This is a genomic window from Mammaliicoccus sp. Q-M61, assembly GCF_022386055.1.
GTDB classification, from domain to species: domain Bacteria; phylum Bacillota; class Bacilli; order Staphylococcales; family Staphylococcaceae; genus Mammaliicoccus; species Mammaliicoccus sciuri_A.
In genome coordinates this window covers 99239-114544 of the sequence record NZ_JAJNJL010000004.1, presented here as the reverse complement: position 1 = coordinate 114544, position 15306 = coordinate 99239, and the positions used below count along the sequence as shown (strand labels likewise).

Here is a 15306-nt window from a genome sequence, read left to right as displayed (position 1 = left end):
TTACCTCCTACAATCCGACTGGTGTTAAACGACTTAAGAATCTTCTCGTACGTTCAGACGCTGGATTATCAATAACGGCTTCAGGTGTTCCACTTTCAATAATTTCACCTTTATCCATAAACACAACTTGATCAGATACTTCTTTCGCAAATTGGATTTCATGCGTTACAATAACCATCGTTCTACCTTCGCTTGCGATTTCTTGAATAATATTTAACACACCTTGTACAGATTCCGGATCAAGTGCTGAAGTTGGTTCATCTAATAACAATACTTCAGGCTCGATACTGAGTGCTCTCACGATACCAACTCGTTGCTGTTGTCCACCTGACAATTGAACAGGATAAACATCTGCTTTATCATCTAAAGATACTTTCTTAAGATACTTCATAGCTTTTTCTTTAGCATCTTTCTTCTTCATTCCTTGTCCGTATATTAAACCTTCTGTAATATTTTCTAAAATCGTACGGTTTTTAAACAAATTATAGTGTTGAAAGACCATTGCAGATTGACTTCTTAAGTGCGTAACATGCTGCTTTTGATAATTTTCCACATCGAACTTACAATTCCCTAGTTCGATCAATCCTTTATATGGTGTTTCAAGCATATTTAAACTTCTTAGTAGCGTCGTCTTCCCCGATCCACTTGGTCCAATAATTGTTGTGACGGTACCTTTTTCTTGTTCAAAATTTATATTTTTCAAAATTTCTTGTGTACCAAATTTATGATACAACCCTTCAACTTTAAGCAAGTCATTCACTCCCGAACGTAATAATATTTTGAATTTATCACAACTATTCTTATAAGTAAAGTCGGTTTTAATCTAAAATTGCATTTTAAAAGGCTTTATAAAATTTTCTTATCTTTTAACTCGGATTTAATTGAATTTTTTAAATTATCTGACTATAATGACATATATAACTTTAGGAGGGATTATTTTTATGACACAAGAAAATTGGAATAAAGAAACTTTAGCCATTCATGGTGGACAAGTACCTGATCCTGTAACAGGTTCTACAGCTGTACCTATTCATCAAACAACTTCATATACGTTTAAATCTACTGAACATGCGAAGAACTTATTCGCTTTAGCTGAAGAAGGTAATATATATTCTCGAATCATGAACCCAACGAATGATGTATTCGAGAAACGTATCGCTTTATTAGAAGGCGGACTAGCAGCATTAAGTGTTGGTAGCGGTCAAGCAGCCATTACGTTGAGTATATTAAATATTGCAGAAAGTGGCTCTGAAGTAGTCGCATCTACTAACCTATATGGTGGTACATATAATTTATTTGCTGTAACTTTAAAGAAATTTGGCATTAAAGTTCACTTTGTAGATCCAGATGATCCAGCAAATTTTGAAGCAGCAATCAATGAAAATACGAAACTTATTTTCGCTGAAACAATCGGTAACCCACGTATAGATGTATTAGATATTGAAGCTGTTGCTAAAGTTGCACACGATAATGGTATTCCATTAATCGTCGATAATACATTTGCTACACCTCACCTACTACAACCAATTAAATTTGGTGCTGACATCGTTGTCCATTCTGCGACTAAATTTATTGGTGGTCACGGTACATCAATTGGTGGTGTGATTGTAGATAGTGGTCAATTTAACTGGGATAATGGCAAATTCCCCGGATTAGTCGAACCTGATCCAAGTTATCATGGTGTATCTTATGTCAATGACGTTGGTGCAGCTGCATACATTACGAAAGCACGTGTACAATTATTGCGAGACATTGGACCAGCACTATCCCCATTTAATGCACAACAATTCCTAATCGGACTTGAAACTTTACATTTAAGAACAGAACGTCATTCTGAAAATGCTCAAAAAGTTGCAGAGTTTCTAGAAAATCATGAAAAAGTAAGCTGGGTTAATTATCCTGGTCTTAAATCTAATCAATATCACGAACTCGCAACTAAATACTTACCAAATGGCCAAGGTGCTATCTTAACATTTGGTGTTAAAGGTGATTCAGAAGCTATTCCAGAATTTGTTGAAGCACTGAATTTATTCTCTTTATTAGCAAACGTTGGTGATTCTAAATCACTTATCATACATCCAGCAAGTACAACACACCAACAATTAACAGATGAAGAACAACTTGCATCAGGCGTTACAAAAGACTTAGTCCGCTTATCAGTAGGTACAGAATCTAGCGAAGACATTATTAAAGATTTAGAACAAGCGTTAAATAAAATTAAATAAGTTTCACTTAATAAGCGTTTAGGATAAAATTACTAACTCAAATTAAATACCACCTTATTTACTGATTTATTCAGTATATATAAGGTGGTATTTTTTTAAATCTACGATTTTGTTCGTGCATGCTTGCCTAGGGTATGGCTCGAGCCTGTAGTCTCTCACTCATACTATTCCCTCAGGCGTCAGCACTTTACAAAATCGCTGCAAATTTTCACTGTATTTTTCCTTTCTAGAATATTTCTACCCCAGACTTATTGATCGTTATATTCAGTTCTCTCAATCTGTAACACTGAGATACATTGGAATTAATCAGGATGTTGTTAATGAATCAATTGATTTAGCAATGCAAAGTATATACGATTAAAATTCAGAAAATTCATTTTTTTCAAATAAAATCGATAATTTATATTTACTTTTATTCCCTACGGTTATAATATAAAATCATAAGTTACATAATATGTAAATTATGTATATATTATGTAACTTAAATAAAGGAGATTTTATAATGATTTTAAAACTAATAATACTAATATACAGTATTTTAAATATACTTGTTTCTATACTTTCAATAAAAAAGAATTTACCTATTTTAAATATATCTATATTCATTGTTGGTTCGATACTTATGATTTACTCTGTGTGGGGTGACTTTTCTCTTAATAAAATGATTTCTTTACTAATTGGATTACTATTAATACAGTTAGGGGCTGTTTTAAATGGTAATTTTTTAAAAGGAAAATTTTCTTTGGCACATCAAATTATACGTTTAACTATCTCTCTGGTTATTATATTTATTTATTGGAGATTAATGTGATGAGCTATCTATTAATTAATTAAATTCTATATAAATCTGTCTTAAAAAAATTTGATAGTTTTTCGGATATTTTAGATAAATTTCCGGTTAATTATAGTTATGGTGATGTAGATATTAATGAATATGATATGTATTTGTTAGAAAAAGATCCAAATCTAAAATTAGAAATATGGAATAATTTTAAGGATAGCAATTTAATATTGTCAAATAAGGTTACCTTTGTGTAAATATTTTATGGAAGGTTTGATACAAAAATGTCTAAATTTGTAAAAACACTTTTGTTTACTAGATTTGTTAGTGTTCTAGCAGATAGCATGTCTTTAGTAATTTTAAGTATTATATTTGCAGAAAAAGGGGGGGTGCAATATTTAACATTTTTTTGGATTATAAGACTAACAATGCCCTCTATAATTGGTTTGATTTCTGGTAGCATCGTAGACAGAACTAATCATAAATATGCACTTATAATTTGCGAGTTAATAAAAGGCATATGCCTTTTATCATTCATGTTTTTTTTAAATAATAACGAAATATATATTTTTTTAATTACAATACTGTTTTTTTCATTATCACCGTTTATTTCAGCTTCAATAAACCCACTAATTACTACATTTACGAATAAGTCCAATAGACATAAGGTTAATTCATATAGAGCAACTATATCATCTATAGCATATATATTGGGTCCTATAATTGGAGCATTTTTAATTAGTATAGATATAAAATATACATTTGTTTTTCAATTTGCGTGTTTCATGTCTTCTGTCTTATTAGTTTCGTTCATAAGATATAATAATCATCCAAATTATAGAACTTTTAACAAAAAGGGTATATCTTTTAAAATATTATTAAATGATATAAAGTCTTCATTAGTATATATAAGTAAAACTCAAATATTGAAAATTTTATTATTATGTGATTGCTTTTTTGTTTCTCTAAGTGTTTCAATTGACTCTTATGAAATTGTTTATTTGAAAGAATTATTTAATGTTACTGATAAAGAATATTCTCTTATTATTTCTTATTCAGGATTAAGTTTTGTATTGGCAGGAATTTTAAATGCAAAGTGTACTAATAGACTTTCTGTAAATTTTTTATTCAAAATAGGGCTTATAATATCAGTTATCTCATATATTCTTTTTACTATAGCACCCGATAAGCTAGTTATATATATTTCCTTATTTATATTAGGTTTTGGATATACTACCTTAACGTCTGCTATAAACTCAATCATTCAAAATGAAGTATCTGTTGAATTTCAGGGAAGAATATGGAGTCTGATTGATACATTACCGCAAATAGCAACTTTAGTAGCTATCTTATTATGCAAGTTAACTATTGACAGTATAGGTATCAAATTTACCTTTAATATTATTGGAGGAATAATGTTCATTTCTCTATTTCCTTTATTATTAATTAAGTTACCTAAGAGAGAAAATATATAATCAGACAAAAAGAAAATTCTGGATTTATTTATGAGAATTTTGGAAGAGAAGTAAAATCACTAAGTAATGATACTTATAGAAATCATTGGCAACGCTCTTTTTTATTTACTCTTTAAAGCACCTTATATGAATATTTTTAATATTTTTGATAACATTTATATATCATAAGTATTATAAAGGAGCACTGAACACAATGAATCAAAGCGTATTTGACTTAACACAACAGCACCGATCTGTTAGACATTTTAAAGATGAACCTCTTTCTAAAGAGACTGTAGAAAAATTAGTAAAAGCAGGACAAATGGCTTCAACTTCAAGTTACGTTCAAGCTTATTCTATTATTGGTATTACAGACCCAGAAATTAAACAAGCATTAAAAGAAGTATCAGGACAACAACATGTTGTCGATAACGGTTATTTATTTGTGTTTGTGATAGATTATTACCGTCATAATTTAATTAACCAAGAAACACAAGGCAATATGCAACCTAGTTTTGAGTCAGCTGAAGGCTTGCTCGTTGGTACAATAGATGTTGCGCTTGCTGCACAGAATGTAGCATTAACAGCTGAAGATATGGGGCTAGGCATTGTTTATTTAGGATCATTACGTAACGATGTTGGTCGAGTGAGTGAGATATTAAACTTACCTGAGCATGTCTTCCCACTATTCGGTATGGCTGTCGGTGTACCAAGTGATGACGATCAAGGGTCACCTAAGCAACGCTTACCATTTGAACATGTCTTCCACGAAAATCAATACAATGCTGACAAAGAACAACAACTTAGTCAAATTAAACAATATGACAAAGACATTCAAGAATATTATGAAAAACGCACACAAGGTAAACGTTCAGAATCTTGGTCAGAACAAATTAAGAATATGATGAGCAAAAAAACAAGACCAGACATTCTAGAAAAATTAAATCTCAAAGGATTTATTAAAAAATAAACATACAAAAAGCGACTGTGAGATGATTAACAATCTCCAGCCGCTTTTTCTAATTATGATACTTGTTCCTCAATTCTTCCGTCACTTAATTTAATCACTTTATCTGCAAATTCAAATATTCTTTCATCATGTGTAATCATAATACCAATTGAATTATTTTCTTTTACACTATTTTTAATCATTTTTGCTACTTCTATTGCACGTTTTGAATCTAAACTTGCAGTAGGTTCATCTGCTAAAATCATTTTTGGATGATTCATCCAAGCTCTCATAATTGCAACACGTTGTTTTTCTCCGCCTGACAATTCATTTGGATATGATTTAAGTCGATGAGATAAACCAATTTGTTTTAATAATTTTTCAGCTCTTTCTTTAGCATCTTTTTTACGCATGCCAGCCATTTCTCCAACATAAACAAGTTGATCTGTAACATTTAAATATGGTATTAAGTGCGATGATTGAAAGATAAATCCAATTTGATTCAATCTCATATCTGTTAGTTTTTTATCTGATAAGTCTACATAATCTAAATCGTCTAAAGTTATTTCTCCTGAGCTTTTGCCAAGTAATCCACCAATAATAGAAAGCAATGTAGATTTCCCTGAACCAGAAGCGCCATTCAAAATAACAAGCTGTCCTTTTTCTGCTGTAAATGTAATGTCATTTAATACTTGTGTTTTTGCTTCATTTTCTCCGAATGATTTTGTAACATGTTCAACAACTAATCCCATTATTATTCTCCTCCTATAGCTTCAAGTGGTTCGATTTTTGTCACTTTAATCAGTGATAGTACTGCGCCGATTAATGAAACTACGATGAATACGGCTACCATTAACATCATTAAGTTTCCGTCAATATAGAATGGCATTGAAACTGGCATCACACTGTTGATGATAAATATAACGGCAATGGATAAGACCACGCCCACTAATGTAATCATCAGAATTTGCAGCATTAATGATGCGATAAGTGATATGTTTTTTGTACCGATTGCTTTTAAAATACCAAATTGGCTTGTTTTTTGAATTGTCATAACATAGAAAAATGCCGTAATAACTATCGCTGAAATAACGAATAAGAATACAATCATCAAGTTCAATGGTTGTTGTTCTGCATTATAACTAGGAATAGCATTTAACATGTCATCTTGTGAAATGACTTTAACATTGTCTATGTCGTTGATTTCACTTTTTTGATGATCATTCAAGTTGTCATATGCAATGACTGAAATATGATGACCTTTCAACGCATCCATACCATTTTCATTTACATATGCCATAGATGTATGTGAGAACATGATGTTATCAGCGAATCCTGAGATTTTATATGATTGATCGCCTTCTGATAATTTAATTTCGTCCCCTACTTTAAAACCTTCTGCTTTTAATTTTTCATTCAATAACACTTCGTTTTTATTTTGAGGTAAATGTCCTTCTGTTGGTTTCGGTTTAATGTTATTTGTCATTTGTGTAAACATTAAATCCGTTTTCCCGCTTTTAGTATCTATTTTTTGCATTGCTGTTTTGATTGTGTCGCCTTTAGTGATTGTATTAACAGCGTCATCAGTTTTCGTCGTAATATTAGACTGACTCAAGTTATTGTCAGCATCACTGGCGATTACGTACGTACTTTTATTCCATTGTTCAATTCCCGATACATTCTCTTTAGCTAACCCTTGTGCTAAAGCTGATATAAATAACACTAAAAATGCTAATAAGAATAAAATTAATGTTACGAGTAGATATTTAAATTTGTAATAAGTAAGCTCTTTAAGTGCTAGTTTCATGTCTATCCGTTCCTCTCTCTTTAATGTATATACATATCATAGCGAGGCAATATGAACTGAATATGAACAAAAAGACATAAAACAAATTTTTTTATTTTATGAATGATTATGGGAAAGACGATTTACTAGTCTATATTATTTGAAGTTGATACAATTTAGAAAAAGAGGAGGAGAGCTTAATGATTAAGTCTACTTGGCAAGGTAAGAAAACTTTTAAAGCACAATCCAAATTTGGCCATGACATCATCTCTGATGCACCAACAGAATCAGGTGGAGATGACAACGGTCCATCTCCTGTTGAACTTATGCTAAGCGGTTTAGCTGGATGTACTGGAATTGATGTTACCAATTTAATGAAAGAACGTTTAGCACAAGTTACGAAATTAGAAATTACTGTAGATGATGAAAGAGAAGATACAACATCTCGAGCAGTGAAACATGTCACATTAATCTTTGATGTTGAAGGTGAAGTGGATTTAAAAAAATTAAAGCGTTCCATAAAACTGAGTGTCGAAAAATATTGTACGGTTGCACATTCTTTAAAAGCAACAATTGAACCGAAACTTATCTTTAATGGTGAAGAACAAACTTTAGACTAAACAATAAGAGTTGGATGAAATACCCTATTTATCGTAGAGATTTCAATCCAACTCTTTAATTTTGAATATGTGGCGCTCGCCATATATAAAACGTTGCATATGAACTCCACTCATGCCAACCTTCATTCAAACTCAACATTTGTTCTTTAGATGGTTTCTTACCTAAATTCAAGATGTCTTTCAATGCGTTTTGTAAACCAACATCCCCGATTGGAAAAGCATCCTGAACACCTAACGCACGCATCATAACATAATGTGCTGTCCAAGGACCAATCCCTCTATTTTTAATAAGTGTGCGCTCAATTTCATTTGTATCTTCAATATCCAACAACATGTCTTTAGATAACATTTGAGAATGCATTCTTTTCGCAATATCTATTAAATATTCTGCTTTTCTTCTTGAAAATTTTAAATCCATTAACTCTTGTACAGAAACATTCGCAATCACTTCAACTGTAGGATGGATATAATAAGCTTTATGATTGTAAGTTATTTTTTCGCCATATGTTTGAACAAGTCTCTTTTTAAGTTGGTATGCAAATGTTAAATTAATTTGCTGTCCAATTATGCCCCAGGAAATAGCTTCAAATAAATTTGGAATTCTAATCAATCTTAAACCATATAATTCCTGGATTAATGGCTTTAGTATTTCATTTTTTCTACCATATTGGTAAAACGATGATAAATCTGCTGAGAAATCGAACCATTCTTCTATATATGCAATTATTTTTTCAGTAAGTGCGGGATTTACAGAAACATCATTTAAAATCTCAACAATTAAGTAATGGCGATGATAATAAATACACATCAACAGTCGCTCGCCATCTAAATTAATCGCACGATAAATTTTATGATCTTCAACTTCAAATAACACTTCATTCTCATCTCTTTTTAAATAATCTAAGCATTTTTCATAGTCGAATATTTTGGGACATTCTATTCTAATTTCATGCATGATACATCACCTCCATCGTTACAGTTTATTATCCATTATTTACAATTCATAAACAAATTTAAAATAAAAAAATGGATACTATTTAACAAATTAACATGATATAATTGAAAGTAATTATCACTTAGGAGAGAGAAAAATGACAAAAAAATTACTTGTATTCCTCGCTACATTGTTACTTGTATTAGCAGCTTGTGGCAACAAAGATGATGACTCATCTAAAAGCAAAACTCACAAATATAAAACAGATGAAGGTAAAACAGTTGAAATTCCTAACAATCCAAAACGTGTTGTCGTATTAACAACTAACCAAGGTAACTTCCAAAAACTTGGTGTAGATCCAGTCGGAACAGATGCTGATTTCCCTAAATCAAAATATGTTGACGATAAAGACGGGAAACGTGTTGGTTCTGAAGATGTTGAAGCTGTTACAAAGCTTAAACCAGATTTAATCATTACTTATAATGCTAACCCACAAATTAAAAAATATGAAAAAATAGCACCTACTGTACCATTCGACCACAGTAAACGTACTTTTAAAGAAGTACACATTGAAATCGGGAAATTATTAGGTAAAGAAGATAAAGCTAAAGAACAAGTTAAAGAATTAGAAGATATCATGGCTAAAGACGGGAAAGAAGTTCAAGACAAAATTGGTAAAGACAGCACAGTTTCTATCATGGAAGTTGGACCTAAAGAACTTACATTAATCGGTAAGAACTTTGGTAGAGGTTCAGAAGTCATTTATCAAGGATTTGGATTTAAACATCCAGAAGCAGCACAAAAAGACATTCCTAAAGAAGGTTGGTTAACAACATCATTCGAAAACTTTAATAAATACACTGGTGATTATTTATTAATCCCAACTGAAAATGGAAAAGCACCAAGTTCTTCATTAACTAAAGGTAGCATTTGGAAAAACACACCAGCAGTTAAAGAAGACCACGTGTACTACTATCCAAGAAATGAATTTATGTATTCAGATCCAATTTCAATCGAAAAACAATCTAAATACTTCAAAGATATGTTAACTAAGTAATAATGCAGAGACTAGGTCATTGTGACCTAGTCTCTTCTATTATATATGGGGGTTGTTAAATATGTACGTAACGACGGGCTTGTGAACACTTCTGGCCAAACTTGTTCATAACGATGGCTTTGTGAACACTTCTGGCCAAACTTGTTCGTAACGATGGCCTTGTGAACACTTCTGCCCAAACTTGTTCATAACGGGGGTCTTGTGAACACTTCTAGCTAAACTTGTTCATAACGGGGGTCTTGTGAACACTTCTAGCTAAACTTGTTCGTAACGGGGGTCTTGTGAACACTTTCTGCCAAACTTGTTCATAACGAGGGCCATGTGAACACTTCTAGCTAAACTTGTTCGTAACGGAGTTGTTAATTACAAAACTACTGAGAATTGTTACTATGGACCTCCTTAATTACAAAACTCCGCTGAAGTGTTACTATAGACCTCCTTAATTACAAAACTCCGCCGAAATGTTACTATAGACCTCCTTAATTACAAAACTCCGCCGAATTGTTACTATGGACGGCCTTAGTTACAAAACTCGGCCGAAGTGTTACTATGGACCTCCTTAATTACAAAACTCCGCCGAAATGTTACTATGGACCTCCTTAATTACAAAACTCAGCCGAATTGTTACTATGGGCCGCCTTAGTTACAAAACTACTGAGAATTGTAATTACTGGTCTCCTTATTTGCACTTCTCACCAAAACTGCTAATAACGCACTCAGTATTTGCACTTCTCACCAAAACTGCTAATAACAACACCAGTATTTGCACTTCTCACTAAAACTGCTAATAACAACCTCAGTATTTGCACTTCTCACCAAAACTGCTAATAACAACCTCAGTATTTGCACTTCTCATCAAAACTGCTAATAACGACACGCTCCCATACAAAACTCATATCAACTGTAATTCACAACCTCCCTATTTGCATTTCATAATTTTTATGCATACACTGTATATTAAAGGAGTGGAATTAATTTTGACTAAACAAACGGATTTACGCGTGATTAAAACTAAAAAAGCACTCACAGAAACATTAATCTCGATTCTTAAAGAGAAGAATTTTTCAGAGATTACTGTAAATGAAATTTGTCATGAATCTCTTATACATAGAACAACATTTTACAAGCATTTTATGGATAAGTTTGATCTCTTACAATATGCATTAAGCGAATATACAAAAGATTTCTTTGAATTAGATTTATACGACCGTCTACATCATCCATTTCAATCGATGGAAAAGGCATTTATCAGTGAGTTAAGTGACGTATTTGAAAAGCAAAAAGATAATAGTGATACTGCATTTATGGACGAAATCGCTAAGTACTTTATTGAAGTATTCAGCAAAGATTTCAAAAATAATATCAATATGGTTTCAACACCAGAGCATTTACCTCAATCTTTACTACCTTTTATTTACGCTTCTAATTTAGCTGGTATTATACATTGGTCAAAGTCCACAAATAATGATTTAGACTATGAAAAGCTTGATAAAATATTTAACGAAGTCAATATTATTGGATTGAATAACAGTTAATCTATTTCATCATTTGTATATAAAAAAACCTTTCAATTTAGACCAGTTCTAGTCTTCATTGAAAGGTTTTTAACGATGTTATTTATTGTTGAACAAGATTGTTAACGTAATCTTTGAATGCTTCTTTGTCGCCTTCTTCAATATCAATCATTGCAACTTTTCCTTGTGGGAGGAATTCAATAAATAATACACCTTTATCTTCTATTGTAACTGCTTTGATATCTTGATAACTAAATACTCTTTTATAAGGTTCACCGTTCATATCAACGCTCATAATAACACGTTCATTTGTTGTAATATATGCCCCTTTAAATTGGCTTTGTTCGCCTACTTTATAAATAATTGTTCCTAATACACTTGGACCAACTTTTTCTGTAGGATATAATTCATTTTCATCAATTTCATTTAATTTCATGTTCAATACCTCCATTTAATAACTACTTCTATTGTACGAAATAATGAGAGGTCGTAACAAATATTATGATTGCATATCTCTATATGCTTTTCTTCTAGATAATACAATTGTAACAACGAATGCGACAACAATTGCTATCGCCATACCGATAATATAGTTAAACCAACTACCTGGAGCTATAGAAATAAATCCTGGCAATCCTGCTGTACCGAGTGCAATAGCTTTTACTTTTGTTGCAGCTACATAACAAGAACCAACACCTGATCCTATAATCGCACCGATAAATGGATAACGTAATTTTAAGTTTATACCAAACATAGCTGGCTCTGTAATACCTAACAATGCAGAAATACCTGCTGCTGAAGCAGTACCTTTCATCTTATGATTCTTCACAATAAAGAAAGCTGCAAGTGTTGCTGCCCCTTGTGCAACGTTAGACATTGCTGCAATTGGGAATATAAATGATCCGCCTGTATTTGCTTTATCTGCAATCAATGTTGTTTCAATAGCGATAAAGCTATGATGCATACCAGTAATAACAATCGGTGCATATAATAATCCAAATAATAATCCACCGATTGCGCCACCCGTTTCATATAACCAAGTTAAACCGTCAGATAAGAATGTCCCTGCAGTTCGTGTAACTGGTCCAACGACTAAAAATGTAACAAATGCTGTAAAGAATAATGACAGTAATGGTGTTAACAAATTATCTAAAGTAGAAGGGATGACTTTTCTAAATCCAATTTCTAATTTAGCAAGTATGTAAGATGCGACTAATATAGGTAACACTTGTCCTTGATAACCAACCATTTTGATAGAAAGTCCAAAAATTTCCCACGTTGGGATTTCGTCGCCTTTTACTAAAGCTTTAGGATAATCATAACCATTCATTAAACTAGGATGCACAAGTATCATACCAAGTGCAGCTCCAAGAAATGCATTTCCTCCAAACCGCTTCGCTGCACTAAACCCTATTAGAACTGGTAGAAATACGAATGGTGCATTTGCGAAAACATTAATCATATTAGCTAAACTTGCAAATTGACTATGTACATCAATAAATGACGCTTTATCATAAAATAAATCTTTAGCTGTCAAAATATTGTTAATCCCCATTAATAAACCACCTGCTACAATTGCAGGAATAATAGGAACAAATATATCTGATAACATTTTTACAAATTGCTGAATCGGATTTAATTTCTTAGTCGACTTTTCTTTTACTTCTGATGTCGTAGATGGCTCTAACCCTGTTAAAGATTCCATTTCCGCAAAGACTTTATTTACCGTTCCAGAACCTATAATAATTTGGTATTGACCACCCGTTGAAAAAGTCCCCTTAACAACATCCATATCATTTAATTGATCTTCATTTACTTGAGACTCGTCTTTTAATACAAGTCTTAAGCGTGTGGCACAATGCGCAATAGCTTCAATATTATCTTTCCCACCTATTGCTTCAGTAATATTCTGAGCTTCCTTTTTATAATTCATTCATTTCACTCCTTATTTATCCCGCCCTTTTTGGTACCGGTACCAAAAAGATTCAAAAAAATATATTAACATGATATGATTGTAATCGGTTCCATTAAAATTGTCAACGCTACGAATGTAATTTTACTGATTTAAATTAATATAACCAGCTCTAATTTTTTTGCCATTTTCATTAAAGGATTCAACATATCCATCTTCACTAACATTATAAGAACCAAGTAGTTTGCCATCTTTACTTGAATATGAAAATCCAAACACGTCACCTTTCTTCTTAGGTTCTTTCCAAATGATATGATCTGTATCATCTTTATCTATACCTTCAAATGCTTCTACTGCATCAAATACATTCTCTCTCGTAATAGTTGTTTGTTGATTATCCCTTGAATTTTCAAACTGAAAGTCATCTGGAAATTGCATGATATATTGAATATTATCATCGTCAGTATTTCCTTTTGTATATACAGCAACTTGATAGCCGTTATGATTCGTCTTGTTATAAACAACAAATGAATGTCCTTGTCTCGTTCTTAAATCTTGTGTTGGTTCACCATGAAAATCTACAAAGTCTTTGTAAGTAACGTGATTACTAGGAACGATACTAAATTGTTTAACTGGATAACCTTCACTCAAATAATACATAACCATAAAATTCCCATAAACATGCCCTTCTCTTCCTAAAAAATTACGTACTTCTTCTTCATCTCCATATTTAGATTCTATTTCTGATTTATCCATTGTCTTCACTAATCCTCTATATCCCGTAACATGGTTTTCATTCATATAATGATCAGAAAAATCTTGTGATAAAACATTAATTTTTGGCGTTTCTTTTTTATTTTTCTGCTGTTTATTATTGGATTTCGAAGGTTTTTGATTGTGATTTTGAGGATCTCCTATTGTGATACTACATCCTGTTAATAGCAATATAGCAGTAACCATCCATACACATTTATATATCATGATTATAAATCCCTCCAATCATTTTAAGTGAAATTTAATTAATATATTAAAATTAATATTCCCTTTTTCAAAAATAATATTCAGAAAAGTTTGAAAACGCATGATTACTTTTATATAATGTGAATAAATAATTGAAAGGAGAACTTTTACAATGACAGAACGAATTTATGGCAATACACCTTGCTTTTTAGGTGGTAAAAACTTAACAAAAGAAAAAGATTATTCTACAGACGTTCTCGTATATGGCGTCCCTTTCGAAGGACCTTGCACTTGGGGAGATTATACTGGGTGTGAATTAGGGCCGAAGCAAATTAGATTATCTTCTGCTAGATATAGTGGATATTTACCTGAATTAGATCACATAGATGTACATAAACATTTATCTATCGGGGATGTAGGTGATGTTTCAACTGTACCACATGATGTTGATCAAACGGTTCAGAACATCGAAGCATTTGCTGAAGATTTATGGAAATCTAATAAATTTTTAGTTGGATTAGGTGGCGATCACGGTATCACCTATCCAATTTTAAAAGGATTAACGAACACCGGGAAAAAAGTAGGAATTATTCATTTAGATGCGCACTATGATAATATGCCTCACTATGAAAATGAACAATTTGCGCGTAATACACCTTTCATGAGGTTGTACGAAACAGAAGGCATTCGAAATGAAAGCTTAATTCATACTGGTATTCATGGACCTCGTAACCAGCCTGAAACGGGACAATTCGCTAAAGAAAATGGTGCGGTTACTATCACAATTAATGAAATTAAAGAAACATCTGATTTACGTCAGTTTGCGCGTGATATTTATGCTCAAGCAAGTAAAGATGTAGATGTCGTTTACTTAACGATCTGTAGTGATGTACTCGATTTCGCTTTTAATCCAGGCGGCCCTGTTGATGGCAATGGGTTAACAAGTTATGAACTATTAACAATGATTTATGAATTTGGAAAGTTAGGTCTTATTGGTATGGACTTTGTTGAAGTTTATCCAATGCAAGATGCGAATCAGAACTCTGCTCACTTTGTTTCAACTGCTGTACTTTATGTATTAGCCGGCCATATTAAGTATTTAAACAAAGTTTAA

Annotated in this window: 15 protein-coding genes; 8 read left to right on the top strand and 7 right to left on the bottom strand. The window is 32.0% G+C overall.

Annotation, left to right across the window (positions count from 1 at the left end):
• Positions 1 to 7 precede the first annotated feature (7 nt).
• Positions 8 to 751, bottom strand: coding sequence for an amino acid ABC transporter ATP-binding protein (locus LQ677_RS07615; RefSeq protein WP_239748258.1), 744 nt, complete (start codon positions 749 to 751; stop codon positions 8 to 10).
• Positions 752 to 941: 190 nt separating this feature from the next.
• Between LQ677_RS07615 and LQ677_RS07610 the strand changes: the two genes are divergently transcribed.
• The 4 genes from LQ677_RS07610 (at position 942) to nfsA (ending at position 5430) form a co-directional block, all read left to right on the top strand.
• Positions 942 to 2225 carry a homocysteine synthase gene (locus LQ677_RS07610; protein ID WP_037589286.1) on the top strand — a complete coding sequence of 428 codons (1284 nt, stop codon included), beginning with the start codon at positions 942 to 944 and terminating at the stop codon, positions 2223 to 2225.
• 502 nt (positions 2226 to 2727) lie between these two features.
• Positions 2728 to 3036 (top strand): hypothetical protein, encoded by a 309-nt coding sequence (locus LQ677_RS07605; protein ID WP_239748257.1) that lies wholly within the window; start codon positions 2728 to 2730, stop codon positions 3034 to 3036.
• A gap of 254 nt (positions 3037 to 3290) precedes the next feature.
• Positions 3291 to 4481 (top strand): MFS transporter, encoded by a 1191-nt coding sequence (locus LQ677_RS07600; RefSeq protein WP_239748256.1) that lies wholly within the window; start codon positions 3291 to 3293, stop codon positions 4479 to 4481.
• Between the two features lie 193 nt (positions 4482 to 4674).
• On the top strand, positions 4675 to 5430 hold the full coding sequence (gene nfsA / locus LQ677_RS07595; RefSeq protein WP_239748255.1) for an oxygen-insensitive NADPH nitroreductase: 756 nt from the start codon (positions 4675 to 4677) through the stop codon (positions 5428 to 5430).
• 53 nt (positions 5431 to 5483) lie between these two features.
• Here the strand turns inward: nfsA and LQ677_RS07590 are convergent, their stop codons facing one another.
• The gene (locus LQ677_RS07590) at positions 5484 to 6161 is read right to left on the bottom strand and encodes an ABC transporter ATP-binding protein (protein ID WP_107565335.1); all 678 of its coding nucleotides are present in this window, start codon (positions 6159 to 6161) and stop codon (positions 5484 to 5486) included.
• A gap of 2 nt (positions 6162 to 6163) precedes the next feature.
• Positions 6164 to 7216, bottom strand: coding sequence for an ABC transporter permease (locus LQ677_RS07585; protein WP_239748254.1), 1053 nt, complete (start codon positions 7214 to 7216; stop codon positions 6164 to 6166).
• A gap of 179 nt (positions 7217 to 7395) precedes the next feature.
• On the opposite strand from LQ677_RS07585, the gene LQ677_RS07580 reads away from it, so the two are divergent.
• Entirely contained in the window at positions 7396 to 7815 is a 420-nt protein-coding gene (locus tag LQ677_RS07580) for an OsmC family protein (RefSeq protein ID WP_037589290.1), read from the top strand.
• Between the two features lie 55 nt (positions 7816 to 7870).
• Here the strand turns inward: LQ677_RS07580 and LQ677_RS07575 are convergent, their stop codons facing one another.
• Positions 7871 to 8770: a DNA-3-methyladenine glycosylase family protein gene (locus LQ677_RS07575; RefSeq protein WP_239748252.1), complete on the bottom strand. Its 900-nt coding sequence runs from the start codon at positions 8768 to 8770 to the stop codon at positions 7871 to 7873.
• A 136-nt stretch (positions 8771 to 8906) separates the two neighbouring features.
• Here LQ677_RS07575 and LQ677_RS07570 point away from each other — a divergent pair, with 136 nt between their 5' ends.
• Positions 8907 to 9806, top strand: a complete 900-nt coding sequence (locus LQ677_RS07570; RefSeq protein WP_107576910.1) for an ABC transporter substrate-binding protein — start codon at positions 8907 to 8909, stop codon at positions 9804 to 9806.
• A 977-nt stretch (positions 9807 to 10783) separates the two neighbouring features.
• Entirely contained in the window at positions 10784 to 11341 is a 558-nt protein-coding gene (locus LQ677_RS07565; protein WP_239748247.1) for a TetR/AcrR family transcriptional regulator, read from the top strand.
• Positions 11342 to 11423: 82 nt separating this feature from the next.
• On the opposite strand, the gene LQ677_RS07560 is transcribed toward LQ677_RS07565, so the two are convergent.
• The 3 genes from LQ677_RS07560 to LQ677_RS07550 form a co-directional block, all read right to left on the bottom strand.
• Positions 11424 to 11756 carry a hypothetical protein gene (locus LQ677_RS07560; RefSeq protein WP_159315799.1) on the bottom strand — a complete coding sequence of 111 codons (333 nt, stop codon included), beginning with the start codon at positions 11754 to 11756 and terminating at the stop codon, positions 11424 to 11426.
• Positions 11757 to 11819: 63 nt separating this feature from the next.
• The gene (locus LQ677_RS07555; RefSeq protein ID WP_239748242.1) at positions 11820 to 13253 is read right to left on the bottom strand and encodes a sucrose-specific PTS transporter subunit IIBC; all 1434 of its coding nucleotides are present in this window, start codon (positions 13251 to 13253) and stop codon (positions 11820 to 11822) included.
• A 123-nt stretch (positions 13254 to 13376) separates the two neighbouring features.
• A complete protein-coding gene (locus tag LQ677_RS07550) occupies positions 13377 to 14213 on the bottom strand; it encodes a hypothetical protein (protein ID WP_239748241.1) in 837 nt (278 codons plus the stop codon).
• 151 nt (positions 14214 to 14364) lie between these two features.
• Here LQ677_RS07550 and LQ677_RS07545 point away from each other — a divergent pair, with 151 nt between their 5' ends.
• Positions 14365 to 15306 (top strand): agmatinase family protein, encoded by a 942-nt coding sequence (locus LQ677_RS07545; RefSeq protein ID WP_025905703.1) that lies wholly within the window; start codon positions 14365 to 14367, stop codon positions 15304 to 15306.

Bases quoted from the DNA above. Each gene is read 5' to 3' on its own strand.
- LQ677_RS07610 (WP_037589286.1), top strand. From the start codon at position 942: ATGACACAAGAAAATTGGAATAAAGAAACTTTAGCCATTCATGGTGGA.
- LQ677_RS07605 (WP_239748257.1), top strand. From the start codon at position 2,728: ATGATTTTAAAACTAATAATACTAATATACAGTATTTTAAATATACTT.
- LQ677_RS07600 (WP_239748256.1), top strand. From the start codon at position 3,291: ATGTCTAAATTTGTAAAAACACTTTTGTTTACTAGATTTGTTAGTGTT.
- nfsA (WP_239748255.1), top strand. From the start codon at position 4,675: ATGAATCAAAGCGTATTTGACTTAACACAACAGCACCGATCTGTTAGA.
- LQ677_RS07590 (WP_107565335.1), bottom strand. From the start codon at position 6,161: ATGGGATTAGTTGTTGAACATGTTACAAAATCATTCGGAGAAAATGAA.
- LQ677_RS07585 (WP_239748254.1), bottom strand. From the start codon at position 7,216: ATGAAACTAGCACTTAAAGAGCTTACTTATTACAAATTTAAATATCTA.
- LQ677_RS07580 (WP_037589290.1), top strand. From the start codon at position 7,396: ATGATTAAGTCTACTTGGCAAGGTAAGAAAACTTTTAAAGCACAATCC.
- LQ677_RS07575 (WP_239748252.1), bottom strand. From the start codon at position 8,770: ATGCATGAAATTAGAATAGAATGTCCCAAAATATTCGACTATGAAAAA.
- LQ677_RS07570 (WP_107576910.1), top strand. From the start codon at position 8,907: ATGACAAAAAAATTACTTGTATTCCTCGCTACATTGTTACTTGTATTA.
- LQ677_RS07560 (WP_159315799.1), bottom strand. From the start codon at position 11,756: ATGAAATTAAATGAAATTGATGAAAATGAATTATATCCTACAGAAAAA.
- LQ677_RS07555 (WP_239748242.1), bottom strand. From the start codon at position 13,253: ATGAATTATAAAAAGGAAGCTCAGAATATTACTGAAGCAATAGGTGGG.
- LQ677_RS07550 (WP_239748241.1), bottom strand. From the start codon at position 14,213: ATGATATATAAATGTGTATGGATGGTTACTGCTATATTGCTATTAACA.
- LQ677_RS07545 (WP_025905703.1), top strand. From the start codon at position 14,365: ATGACAGAACGAATTTATGGCAATACACCTTGCTTTTTAGGTGGTAAA.